This window comes from Streptomyces sp. NPDC058646 (genome assembly GCF_042716875.1).
Lineage (GTDB): Bacteria > Actinomycetota > Actinomycetes > Streptomycetales > Streptomycetaceae > Streptomyces.
Window position 1 is genome coordinate 132,563 of record NZ_JBHXRK010000022.1, and the last position, 12,263, is coordinate 144,825.

A 12,263-nucleotide genomic window follows, 5' to 3' on the forward strand; every position below is an offset into this window, starting at 1 on the left:
GCCTCAGGGCGTGGGCGTGGGCGCGGGTGCGGGCGGGGCTTCGGAGAGGAGGCGGGTCAGGAGGCGCACCGCTCCGCGCTTGTGGAGGGGGTCGTTGCCGTTGCCGCACTTGGGCGACTGGATGCAGGAGGGGCAGCCGGCCTCGCACTCGCAAGCGGCGATCGCGTCGCGGGTCGCCGTCAGCCAGGCGCGGGCCGTGTGGAAGGCCCGCTCGGCGAAACCGGCTCCGCCCGGGTGGCCGTCGTAGACGAAGACCGTGGGCAGCAGCGTGTCGGGGTGCAGCGGCACGGAGACGCCGCCGATGTCCCAGCGGTCGCAGGTGGCGAACAGCGGGAGCAGGCCGATGGAGGCGTGCTCGGCGGCGTGCAGGGCTCCGCCGAGGATCTCCGGGCCGATCCGGGCCTCGTCGAGCTGGTCCTCGGTGACCGTCCACCACACGGCCCGGGTGCGCAGGGTGCGGGGCGGCAGGTCCAGCTTGGCCTCGCCCAGCACCTCGCCGGTGATCAGCTTGCGGCGCAGGTAGGAGACGACCTGGTTGGTGACCTCGACGGAGCCGTAGCAGAGCCGGCCCGAGCCCCAGGGGATCTCGGTCTCGGTCTCCAGGACGGAGATGGCGGTGGTGTCGCGGGCCGTGGTGGAGAAGGGCGGATCGGCCTGCTCGACCAGGGCCACCGAGTCCTCCAGGTCCAGCTGCTTCACCAGGTAGCTGCGGCCCTGGTGGAGGTGGACGGCCCCGTCGTGGACGGCGGTGTGGGCCGCGGATTCGTCCACCGTGCCCAGCAGCCGCCCGGTCGCGGCCTCGACGATCTGCACCGGGCGGCCCCCGCCGCCCCGGATGTCGGTCAGGTCCGAGGCGCGCTCCCGCCGGGTCCAGTGCCAGGCCGTGGCCCGCCGGCGCAGCAGCCTGGCCGCTTCCAGCTGGGGGAGCAGTTCGGCCGCCGAGGGGCCGAAAAGAGCCAGATCCGCTTCGGTCAGCGGCAGCTCCGCGGCGGCCGCGCACAGGTGGGGGGCGAGGACGTACGGATTGTCGGGGTCCAGGACGGTCGCCTCCACGGGCTGCTGGAACAGCGCCTCGGGGTGGTGGACCAGGTAGGTGTCCAGCGGGTCGTCCCGGGCGATCAGGACGGCCAGGGCCCCCTGCCCCGAGCGCCCGGCGCGGCCCGCCTGCTGCCACAGGGAGGCCCGGGTGCCCGGGTACCCGGTGATGAGTACGGCGTCCAGCCCCGAGACGTCCACACCCAGCTCCAGGGCCGTCGTGGCGGCCAGTCCCAGCAGCTCCCCCGAGTGCAGGGCCCGCTCCAGGGCCCGGCGCTCCTCGGGCAGGTAGCCGCCCCGGTAGGCCGCGACGCGCCGGACCAGCGAGCGGTCGACCGCCGCGAGCCGTTCCTGGGCGATCACGGAGATCAGCTCGGCGCCCCGCCTGGAGCGTACGAAGGCCACGGTGCGGACCCCCATCACGACCAGGTCCGTCAGGAGGTCGGCGGTCTCCACCGTGGCCGTACGGCGTACGGGAGCGCCCTTCTCGCCCCGCAGGTCGGTGAGCAGCGGCGGCTCCCACAGGGCGAAGACCACCTCGCCCCGGGGGGAGGCGTCGTCGGTGATCTCCGTCACCGGCACCCCGGTCAGCCGGGAGGCGGCGGCCGCCGGGTCGCTCGCGGTGGCGGAGGCCAGCAGGAAGACGGGTTCGGAGCCGTACCGGGCGCACAGCCGCCGCAGCCGGCGCAGCACCTGGGCCACGTGGGAGCCGAATACTCCGCGGTAGGTGTGGCACTCGTCGATCACGACGTAGCGCAGGGCCCGCAGGAAGGAGGCCCAGCGCGGGTGGGCCGGGAGGATGCCGCGGTGCAGCATGTCGGGGTTGGTCAGCACGTAGTTCGCGTACTGGCGCACCCACTCGCGTTCCTCGACCGGCGTGTCCCCGTCGTAGACGGCGGGGCGGACCGCGTTGCCGAGCGGCGCGGCAAGCTCCCGTACGGCGCGCCGCTGGTCGGCCGCCAGGGCCTTGGTGGGGGCCAGGTACAGGGCCGTGGCCCCGCGCCCGTTCGGGGCCTCGGCGCCGTCCGCGAGGGCAGACAGCAGGGGCGCGAGGTAGGCCAGTGACTTGCCCGAGGCGGTGCCGGTGGCGACGACCACGGACTCGCCGTCCAGGGCGCGCTCGGCGGCTTCGGCCTGGTGTTCCCACGGATGGCCGATCCCGGCGGACTGAATCGCGGCTACGACATCCGTTCGGATGCGGTCGGGCCAGACTGCATGACGACCCGCCCGAGGGGGCAAGTGCTCCGTATGGGTGATGCGCGCAGCCCGGGAAGACCCCCGTGCCAGCCGGTCCAGGACCGTGCCGGGGGTGGGTCGGGCGTCCGCGGGTACCGTGGGCCGACCGGGGCGGTGAGTATTGGCCATTGGAACCGAGTGTGTCACCGGCGTGCGGGACAATGGTCCCAAGGCGTCGTGCGCGCCTGCCGGTAAGTGATTGAATGCCATTGCGGCAGCCAATCCCTCGCCCACCTTCGGGTGGGGAGGCCCCTGGGGGGCGCCGCTCGATAGCAAGGTGCTGGAGGATCCGTGGACCTGTCCCTGTCGACTCGCACTGTCGGCGACCGTACGGTCGTAGAGGTCGGTGGCGAGATTGATGTGTATACCGCGCCCAAGCTGCGCGAGCAGTTGGTCGAGTTGGTGAACGACGGCAGCTACCACCTGGTTGTCGACATGGAGCGAGTGGACTTCCTCGACTCCACCGGACTCGGTGTGCTTGTGGGAGGCCTCAAGCGCGTCCGTGCGCACGAGGGTTCGCTGCGACTGGTGTGCAACCAGGAGCGCATCCTGAAGATCTTCCGCATCACCGGTCTGACCAAGGTGTTCCCGATCCACACCACGGTGGAAGACGCCGTCAACGCCACCGACTGACGGCTCCAGGCGGCAAGGAGCCGACAAGGAGCGGGGGTACCGGGCCACGGGTGGCCCGGGCCCCTGTCAAGGCACGCCCGTAGTCCGAGGGGGACGCGCATGGCCACCGTTGAACTGCGCTTCAGCGCCCAGCCCGAACACGTCCGGACGGCCCGCCTGGTCGCGGCCGCCGTGGCGCGGCGGGCCGGCGTGGAGGAAGCCGTCCTCGACGAGGTTCGCCTCGCCGTGGGTGAGGCCTGTTCGCGCGCCGTCGGACTCCATCGGAGCAACGGGCTGACCGCGCCGGTCCGGGTCGTGCTGACCGAGGAGGAGAAGGTGTTCTCCATCGAGGTCGGTGACGAGGTCATCGGACCGGGCGGCGGTCCGGCCGATGCCGTGCCCGGCCTCGAGGCGGTCCTGGACCCCGACATCGACGGTGAGGACGAGATGGGCCTCGCTGTGATCAGCGGGCTCGTCGACGACGTCGAGGTGACCGTCGGCGAGGCGGGCGGCACCATCCGGATGAGCTGGCCGGTCTCCGGGACCTCGAACCTCCCGTAGATCCCGCAGATCCCACAGATCGCGCAGATCCACGGGCGTGGCCGGCCGCGGCCCTGCATGGCGCTCGCCGTGGCGTCCGGCGTCGTATCGTCCGATCTTTATCAAGGCCCTGCTGAGCAGGGCCTTTTTCATGCCCCGGATCAATTGATCAAGCGTCAATGCTTTTGCCCCATTACTTCTTTCGAGGGTAATGGAGTGACGCGATCTATTGCTGAGGAGCAAGAGCAGGCCAATTGCGTTTCCTGCGCACTGTTTTGATCAGGGCGCGCTCCCTACAATCCGTCCACATCTTGAGCTCATCACGTCAAGGAGGACGAATGACGGGGCTCTTCACCCCTCTCGCGCCGGACCGCACCACTGATCTGGCAGCAGCAGTACTCACCGATGACAATCGGCTCATCGTGATCGTCATTGCGGCAGTGGCTCTTGCCGCACTCGTCGTCGCGCAGATCCTGGTCCGCCAGGTGCTCGCCGCCGACGAGGGAACCGACAGCATGAAGAAGATCGCAGCCGCCGTCCAGGAAGGCGCCAACGCCTACCTCGGCCGCCAGCTGCGCACGCTCGGCGTCTTCGCCGTCGTGGTCTTCTTCCTGCTCTTCCTGCTCCCCGCGGACGACTGGTCGCAGCGGGCGGGACGTTCCGCCTTCTTCCTCGTCGGCGCCCTCTTCTCGGCGGCCACCGGCTACATCGGCATGCGTCTGGCCGTCCGCGCCAACGTCCGCGTCGCCGCCGCCGCACGCGAGGCCACCCCCGCCGAGGGCGAGCCCGCCAAGGACCTGACCGAGGTCTCCCACAAGGCGATGAAGATCGCCTTCCGCACGGGCGGTGTGGTCGGCATGTTCACCGTCGGCCTCGGCCTCCTCGGCGCCTCCTGCGTCGTGCTGGTCTACGCCGCCGACGCCCCCAAGGTCCTGGAGGGCTTCGGCCTCGGCGCCGCCCTGATCGCCATGTTCATGCGTGTCGGAGGCGGTATCTTCACCAAGGCCGCCGACGTCGGCGCCGACCTGGTCGGCAAGGTCGAGCAGGGCATTCCGGAGGACGACCCGCGCAATGCCGCGACCATCGCCGACAATGTGGGCGACAACGTCGGCGACTGCGCCGGAATGGCCGCCGACCTGTTCGAGTCCTACGCCGTCACCCTGGTGGCCGCGCTCATCCTCGGCAAGGCCGCCTTCGGCGACCTCGGGCTCGCCTTCCCGCTGATCGTCCCCGCGATCGGCGTCGTCACCGCCATGATCGGCATCTTCGCGGTGTCCCCGCGCCGCTCCGACCGCAGCGGAATGACCGCCATCAACCGCGGGTTCTTCATCTCCGCCGCGATCTCCCTGGTGCTGGTCGGGATCGCCGTCTACGCCTACCTGCCGTCCAGCTACAAGGACCTCGTCGGCGTCGAGGACACCGCGATCGCCAACCACCCCGGCGACCCGCGCGTCCTGGCCGTCGTCGCCGTTGCCATCGGCATCGTGCTCGCGGCCCTGATCCAGCAGCTGACCGGCTACTTCACGGAGACCAACCGCCGTCCCGTCCGCGACATCGGCAAGTCCTCCCTGACCGGAGCCGCCACCGTCGTCCTCGCCGGCATCTCCGTCGGCCTGGAGTCCGCCGTCTACACGGCGCTGCTCATCGGCCTCGGCGTCTACGGGGCGTTCCTGCTCGGCGGCACGTCGATCATGCTGGCCCTCTTCGCGGTCGCGCTGGCCGGCACGGGCCTGCTCACCACCGTCGGCGTCATCGTCGCCATGGACACCTTCGGGCCCGTCTCCGACAACGCCCAGGGCATCGCCGAGATGTCCGGCGACGTCGAGGGCGCCGGGGCACAGGTCCTGACGGACCTGGACGCCGTGGGCAACACCACCAAGGCCATCACGAAGGGCATCGCCATCGCCACGGCCGTGCTCGCCGCGGCCGCGCTCTTCGGCTCGTACAACGACGCGATCGCCACGGCCGTCAGGGAAGTCGGGGCCAAGGCCGGGGAGATGAACCTCAGCCTGGACATCGCGCAGCCCAACAACCTCGTCGGGCTGATCCTGGGCGCGGCCGTCGTGTTCCTGTTCTCCGGCCTCGCCATCAACGCGGTCTCCCGCTCCGCGGGCGCCGTTGTCTACGAGGTGCGCCGCCAGTTCCGCGAGCACCCCGGGATCATGGACTACAGCGAGAAGCCCGAGTACGGGCGCGTCGTCGACATCTGCACCAAGGACGCGCTGCGCGAACTCGCCACGCCCGGCCTGCTCGCCGTCCTCACCCCGATCGCCGTGGGCTTCTCCCTCGGTGTCGGCGCCCTCGGTTCCTTCCTGGCCGGCGCCATCGGCACGGGCACCCTGATGGCGGTCTTCCTCGCCAACTCCGGTGGCGCGTGGGACAACGCGAAGAAGCTCGTCGAGGACGGCCACCACGGCGGCAAGGGCAGCGAGGCCCACGCCGCGGTCGTCATCGGGGACACCGTCGGCGACCCGTTCAAGGACACCGCGGGCCCGGCGATCAACCCGCTGCTGAAGGTGATGAACCTGGTGGCGCTGCTGATCGCCCCGGCCGTCGTGCAGTTCAGCTACGGCGACGACGCCAGCCCGACGGTACGGGCGGTCGTGGCGGTCCTCGCCATCGGCGTCATCGTCGGCTCGGTGTACGTGTCCAAGCGCCGCGGCATCGCGGTCGGGGACGAGAACGAGGACGGGACCGCCGAGCGGGTGACCCAGCCGGCCGATCCCGCGCCCGTTTCCTGACCCCCGGTCCCACCGGGGTGCGGGCGGGGCCGGCGGGGCCGGCCGTACGCCCGAACGGCGGACGGGCAGCGCGTACTGACGCGCCGTCCGTCCGCCTTTCTACGTGGCCGGATCGCATGCGTGTATCTTCCGGGCCGAGAGCCTTCGAAGGGACCAATCCGGTGAACAAGAAGCTTGCGGCCGCATTGTCGGGCGGTGCGGTACTGATGCTCGTCCTCTCCGGCTGCGGCGGGGACGACGGCGACAAGAAGGCCGACGCCTGGGCCAAGAAGGTCTGCGACCAGTGGCAGCCCGAACTCAAGAAGATCGAGACGGCCAACGCAGACATCAAGCGCGTGGCGTCGGAGAGCAGCAAGCCCGAAGAGGTCCAGCAGACCGACTCGGCGGCCTTCGGGACCATGTCCGAGTCGTACAAGGCGCTCGGTACGGCCCTGCAGGGCGCGGGAGTTCCGCCCGTCAAGAACGGCGAGGCGACCCAGGCGGAAGCGGTCAAGGGCTTCGAGGCGACCTCCAAGGGCTACGCCGACCTGAAGACCAAGATGGACGCCCTCGACCCCAAGGAGCAGACGAACTTCGCCGCGGGGCTGAAGGAAGTGGCGGCCGGCCTCGATGCGGCGGCGGCGGGCGGCAAGGACGCCCTCTCGCAGCTGAAGGCGGGCGGTCTGGAGCAGGCGATGAACAGCCAGCCCGGTTGCCAGGTGACGACCCCGTCGCCGACCCCCAAGTAGGGCCGCGGCGAGCCGCTGAGACGCGCCGGACAGGGCGGCCGGGGTCCCGGGAGGGGCCGTGGCCGCCCTGAGGCATGCCCGGGGCGCGCTGCATGCCCGGGACGCGGTGCGGCTGCGGATGCCCCGGCCGGTGCTGCCGGCGCCCCGGTCCCGGGGGTGGCCGCCGGGAACGGGCCCACGCCGACGTCCGCGCGGCGCACGCATTGCCGGTGTCAGCGGCCACAATGGACCGGTGAGTACCACCAGCCTTCCCTCGCCCGACCATGCCGCCGAGCTCCGCGGAGCCCTGCTCGCCGCCGGCTTCACCGCGGACGGCCTGCTCGACCTGCTCGGGGCCCCCGCCTACGCCGCGCTGGCCCGCAGCGAGACCGTGCCCGCCCTGCGCGCCACGCGCGGGGACGGCCCGCTCGCGGCCCTGGTCCGGCTGTTCCTGCTCCAGCGGCCCGTGCCGTACCTGCACGCGTCGGCCGCACTGCCCGTGGAGACGGCGCTGGCCGACGGATGGCTGCGGCGCGAGGGCGACGAGTTGCACGCCACCGTCGACGTGCGCCCGTACGGCGGTCCCGACGGCGAGGACTGGTTCATCGTCTCGGACCTCGGCTGCGCCGTCGGCGGAGCGGGCGGGATCGGCCGCCGCGAGGAGGGGGTGGTCCTCGGCGTCGGCGGGGCGTCCACGACCCTGGCCGGGATCACCGTGCGCACTCCGGTCGGCTCCGCCCTCGACGTCGGCACCGGCTCCGGGATCCAGGCGCTGCACGCCGCCCAGCACGCCACCCGGGTCACCGCCACCGACGTCAACCCCCGGGCCCTGGAGTTCACCCGGTTGACGCTCGCGCTGTCCGGGGCGCCGGAGGCCGAGCTGCTCGCCGGGTCGCTCTTCGAGCCGGTCGGCGAGGCCACGTACGACCTGATCGTGTCGAACCCCCCGTTCGTGATCTCCCCCGGCGCCCGCCTCACGTACCGCGACGGCGGCATGGGCGGCGACGACCTGTGCCGGAGCCTGGTCCAGCAGGCCGGTGCGCGGCTGAACCCGGGCGGGTACGCGCAGTTCCTCGGCAACTGGCAGCACGTGGAGGGCGAGGACTGGCGCGACCGGCTCCGCTCCTGGGTGCCGCGCGGCTGCGACGCGTGGATCGTGCAGCGTGACGTGCAGGACGTCACGCAGTACGCGGAGCTGTGGCTGCGGGACGCGGGCGACCACCGCTCCGACCCCGAGGAGTACGCCCAGCGGTACGAGGACTGGCTGGAGGAGTTCGAGGCCCGCAAGACCAGGTCCGTCGGCTTCGGCTGGATCACCCTGCGCCGGACCGACGCGCCCGAGCCGTCCATCGTGATCGAGGAATGGCCGCACTCGGTGGAGCAGCCGCTCGGCGACACCGTCCTCGCCCACTTCGCCCGTCAGGACTACCTGCGCGCACACGATGACGCAGCCCTGCTGGAGGGGTACTTCCTGCTCGGTACGGAAGTGGTCCAGGAACAGGTCGGCGCGCCCGGCGCGGAGGATCCGGAACACGTCGTGCTGCGCCAGCACCGCGGTATGCGGCGCGCCACCAAGGTCGACACGGTCGGCGCGGGCTTCGCCGGAGTGTGTGACGGCTCACTGAGCGCGGGCCGGATCCTGGACGCGATCGCGCAGCTCGTCCAGGAGGACCCCGTCGTCCTGCGCGACCGCACGCCGGAGGCCATCCGGATGCTGATCGAGCAGGGCTTCCTGGAGCCCGTGCGGCCCGTCGCGGAGGCCGGCCGGGACTCCGGCCCGGGGGCGTGACCGGGCCCCGGGGGCCCGTCGAACCCAGGATGTAACCCCGGGTTGGGCCCCCGTACGCCTACGGCTGACAGGCTCCCCGGAGGCCGGGTCCGGGGGGATCCGGGGGCGGCTCGGGGGAAAGGGGGACGGTATGGAAACCGGTCCGGCGATCTTCGCGGCGACCGTGTTCCTGCTGTTCGGAGCCGCTCTGCTGGCCTGGACGGGGGCGCGCGCCCGGCACCGCGCGCCGGTGGCCGAGGGCGTGCGCCCCGTCGTGGCCCTGCCGCTGGCGCTGCTCGCCGGCGCCAGCGCGCTGGCCCTCGGGGTGTGGTGCCTCACGCGGCTCTGACGCGGCGGTGCGGGACGGCGTACGTCCGGCGGGGACCCGCACGTCGGAGCGGGTGCGGGGAAGGGGCTGCGGGCGGGGCCAGACGGCCCCCCGGCCACCCCGCCCGGTGATCGGGAACGGTCCGGCGCGGCATCCGGGCGGCAGAAACCGCACTTGTCGGGTTACCGTTCGAGTGGCCGTTGCGGGCTTGTGCCGTTTGACACGGGGGCGGGTTGTACCGTCACACTCCGCAGCGTCGCCGTATCGCGACCGAGTGCCGACCGGAGAGAAGAGCCAAGTTGTCCCCGACTAGCGAGACCGCAAAGGGCGGCCGCCGACTCGTCATCGTCGAGTCCCCTGCCAAGGCGAAGACGATCAAGGGCTACCTCGGCCCCGGATACGTCGTCGAGGCGAGCGTCGGGCACATCCGCGACCTCCCGAACGGCGCGGCCGAGGTTCCCGACAAGTACACCGGCGAGGTCCGCCGCCTCGGCGTGGACGTCGAGCACGACTTCGCGCCGATCTACGTGGTGAACGCCGACAAGAAGGCGCAGGTCCGCAAGCTCAAGGAGCTGCTGGCCGAGTCCGACGAACTCTTCCTCGCCACCGATGAGGACCGCGAGGGCGAAGCCATCGCGTGGCACCTGCAGGAAGTCCTCAAGCCCAAGGTCCCCGTCCACCGGATGGTCTTCCACGAGATCACCAAGGACGCGATCCGCGACGCCGTCGCCAATCCGCGCGAGCTGAACCAGCGCATGGTCGACGCGCAGGAGACCCGCCGCATCCTCGACCGCCTCTACGGCTACGAGGTCTCGCCGGTCCTGTGGAAGAAGGTCATGCCGCGGCTGTCGGCCGGGCGCGTCCAGTCCGTGGCCACCCGCCTCGTCGTCGAGCGGGAGCGCGAGCGCATCGCCTTCCGCTCCGCCGAGTACTGGGACCTGACCGGAACCTTCTCCACCGGCCGCGCCGGTGACGCCTCCGACCCGTCCACGCTGGTCGCCCGCCTGAACACGGTGGACGGCAAGCGCGTCGCGCAGGGCCGCGACTTCGGCTCGACCGGCACGCTGAAGAGCGAGGTGCTGCACCTCGACGAGGCGAACGCCCGGGCCCTGGCCGCCGCGCTCGAAGGCGCGTCCTTCGCCGTCAGGTCGGTGGAGTCCAAGCCGTACCGCCGTTCCCCGTACGCCCCGTTCCGTACGACGACGCTCCAGCAGGAGGCCTCGCGCAAGCTGGGCTTCGGTGCGAAGGCGACGATGCAGGTGGCGCAGAAGCTGTACGAGAACGGCTTCATCACCTACATGCGTACGGACTCCACGACCCTGTCCGACACCGCCGTGTCGGCGGCCCGGGCGCAGGTCACGCAGCTGTACGGCGCCGACTACCTGCCGGAGAAGCCGCGCGTCTACGCGGGCAAGGTCAAGAACGCCCAGGAGGCGCACGAGGCGATCCGTCCCTCGGGTGATCGTTTCCGCACCCCGGCCGAGACCGGTCTGAGCGGCGACCAGTTCCGGCTCTACGAGCTGATCTGGAAGCGGACCGTCGCCTCTCAGATGAAGGACGCGGTCGGCAACTCCGTCACCGTGAAGATCGGCGGGCGTGCCTCGGACGGCCGGGACGCGGAGTTCACCGCCTCCGGCAAGACGATCACCTTCCACGGCTTCATGAAGGCCTACGTCGAGGGCGCGGACGACCCGAACGCCGAACTCGACGACCGCGAGAAGCGGCTCCCGCAGGTCGCGGAGGGCGACGCCCTCGCCGCCGAGGAGATCACGGCGGACGGGCACGCGACCAAGCCGCCGGCCCGCTACACCGAGGCCTCGCTGGTCAAGGAGCTCGAAGAGCGCGAGATCGGCCGCCCGTCGACGTACGCGTCGATCATCGGCACGATCCTCGACCGCGGCTACGTCTTCAAGAAGGGCACGGCCCTCGTACCGTCCTTCCTGTCCTTCGCCGTGGTGAACCTGCTGGAGACGCACTTCGGGCGGCTCGTCGACTACGACTTCACCGCGAAGATGGAGGACGACCTCGACCGCATCGCGCGGGGCGAGGCCCAGTCCGTGCCGTGGCTGAAGCGCTTCTACTTCGGCTCGGAGGACGCGACCGAGGTCGTACCCGCCGACGGTGACCACCTCGGCGGCCTGAAGGAGCTGGTCACGGACCTGGGCGCGATCGACGCCCGGGAGATCTCCTCCTTCCCGGTCGGCGAGGGCATCGTGCTGCGCGTCGGCCGCTACGGGCCGTACGTGGAGCGCGGCGAGAAGGACGCGGAGGGCCACCAGCGGGCCGACGTGCCGGACGACATGGCTCCGGACGAGCTGACGGTGGAGTACGCGGAGGAGCTGTTCGCGAAGCCGAGCGGCGAGTTCGAACTCGGCAAGGACCCCGTCAGCGGGAACCAGATCGTCGCGAAGGACGGCCGCTACGGCCCCTACGTGACGGAGATCCTCCCCGAGGGCACGCCGAAGACCGGCAAGAACGCGGTCAAGCCGCGGACGGCCTCGCTCTTCAAGTCGATGAGCCTGGACACGGTCACCCTCGACGAGGCGCTGAAGCTGATGTCGCTGCCGCGCGTGGTCGGCGCGGACGCGGAGGGCGTGGAGATCACGGCCCAGAACGGCCGCTACGGCCCGTACCTGAAGAAGGGCACGGACTCGCGGTCCCTGGAGACCGAGGACCAGCTCTTCTCCATCACGCTCGACGCTGCCCTGGCGATCTACGCGCAGCCCAAGCAGCGCGGCCGGGCCGCCGCCAAGCCGCCGCTGAAGGAACTGGGCACCGACCCGGTGAGCGAGAAGCCGGTGGTGGTCAAGGACGGCCGCTTCGGGCCGTACGTGACGGACGGCGAGACGAACGCGACGCTGCGGCGGGACGACGACGTCGAGACCATCACGCCCGAACGCGGCTACGAGCTGCTCGCGGAGAAGCGCGCCAAGGGTCCGGCCAAGAAGGTGGCGAAGAAGGCCCCCGCCAAGAAGGCCACGGCCAAGAAGGCGCCCGCGAAGAAGGCGACGGCGACCAAGGCGGCCGCCGCGAAGAAGACGACGGCGACCAAGACCGCGGCCGTGAAGAAGGCCACGGCCAAGAAGACGGTGGCGAAGAAGGCGGCGACCGCCGCTCCGGCGGACGAGTAGCCGCCGGGCCGCGCCGTCACGGCCGGCCGCGCACGCGCCGCACACCCACGGCGACGAGAGGGGCCCCCCGCGCACGGCGCGGGGCCCCCGCGCGGCGGGGGGGGGCGGCCGGGGGGTGGGGGGGGGGGGGGGCTGGGGGCGGGCCCCCCGGGACCCCGGGGCCGG

Annotated in this window: 8 protein-coding genes; 7 read left to right on the plus strand and 1 reads right to left on the minus strand. The window is 71.8% G+C overall.

Features of this window, described 5'->3' with window-relative positions:
• Nucleotides 1-3: 3 nt before the first annotated feature.
• On the minus strand, nucleotides 4-2,481 hold the full coding sequence (locus ACFWUZ_RS25620; protein ID WP_384377308.1) for a DEAD/DEAH box helicase: 2,478 nt from the start codon (nucleotides 2,479-2,481) through the stop codon (nucleotides 4-6).
• Between the two features lie 81 nt (nucleotides 2,482-2,562).
• Here ACFWUZ_RS25620 and bldG point away from each other — a divergent pair, with 81 nt between their 5' ends.
• From bldG to topA, 7 genes are all read left to right on the plus strand, one after another.
• Entirely contained in the window at nucleotides 2,563-2,904 is a 342-nt protein-coding gene (gene bldG, locus ACFWUZ_RS25625) for an anti-sigma factor antagonist BldG (protein WP_008743037.1), read from the plus strand.
• Between the two features lie 99 nt (nucleotides 2,905-3,003).
• Nucleotides 3,004-3,444 (plus strand): ATP-binding protein, encoded by a 441-nt coding sequence (locus ACFWUZ_RS25630; protein ID WP_384377312.1) that lies wholly within the window; start codon nucleotides 3,004-3,006, stop codon nucleotides 3,442-3,444.
• Nucleotides 3,445-3,761: 317 nt separating this feature from the next.
• Nucleotides 3,762-6,164 carry a sodium-translocating pyrophosphatase gene (locus tag ACFWUZ_RS25635; protein WP_384377315.1) on the plus strand — a complete coding sequence of 801 codons (2,403 nt, stop codon included), beginning with the start codon at nucleotides 3,762-3,764 and terminating at the stop codon, nucleotides 6,162-6,164.
• A gap of 161 nt (nucleotides 6,165-6,325) precedes the next feature.
• The gene (locus ACFWUZ_RS25640; protein ID WP_384377318.1) at nucleotides 6,326-6,892 is read left to right on the plus strand and encodes a small secreted protein; all 567 of its coding nucleotides are present in this window, start codon (nucleotides 6,326-6,328) and stop codon (nucleotides 6,890-6,892) included.
• 232 nt (nucleotides 6,893-7,124) lie between these two features.
• Entirely contained in the window at nucleotides 7,125-8,660 is a 1,536-nt protein-coding gene (locus tag ACFWUZ_RS25645; protein ID WP_384377321.1) for a methyltransferase, read from the plus strand.
• A gap of 130 nt (nucleotides 8,661-8,790) precedes the next feature.
• Entirely contained in the window at nucleotides 8,791-8,988 is a 198-nt protein-coding gene (locus ACFWUZ_RS25650; RefSeq protein ID WP_384377324.1) for a hypothetical protein, read from the plus strand.
• A gap of 278 nt (nucleotides 8,989-9,266) precedes the next feature.
• On the plus strand, nucleotides 9,267-12,098 hold the full coding sequence (gene topA / locus ACFWUZ_RS25655) for a type I DNA topoisomerase (RefSeq protein WP_384377327.1): 2,832 nt from the start codon (nucleotides 9,267-9,269) through the stop codon (nucleotides 12,096-12,098).
• Nucleotides 12,099-12,263 lie beyond the last annotated feature (165 nt).

Bases quoted from the DNA above. Each gene is read 5' to 3' on its own strand.
- ACFWUZ_RS25620 (WP_384377308.1), bottom strand. From the start codon at position 2,481: ATGGCATTCAATCACTTACCGGCAGGCGCGCACGACGCCTTGGGACCA.
- ACFWUZ_RS25635 (WP_384377315.1), top strand. From the start codon at position 3,762: ATGACGGGGCTCTTCACCCCTCTCGCGCCGGACCGCACCACTGATCTG.
- ACFWUZ_RS25650 (WP_384377324.1), top strand. From the start codon at position 8,791: ATGGAAACCGGTCCGGCGATCTTCGCGGCGACCGTGTTCCTGCTGTTC.
- ACFWUZ_RS25630 (WP_384377312.1), top strand. From the start codon at position 3,004: ATGGCCACCGTTGAACTGCGCTTCAGCGCCCAGCCCGAACACGTCCGG.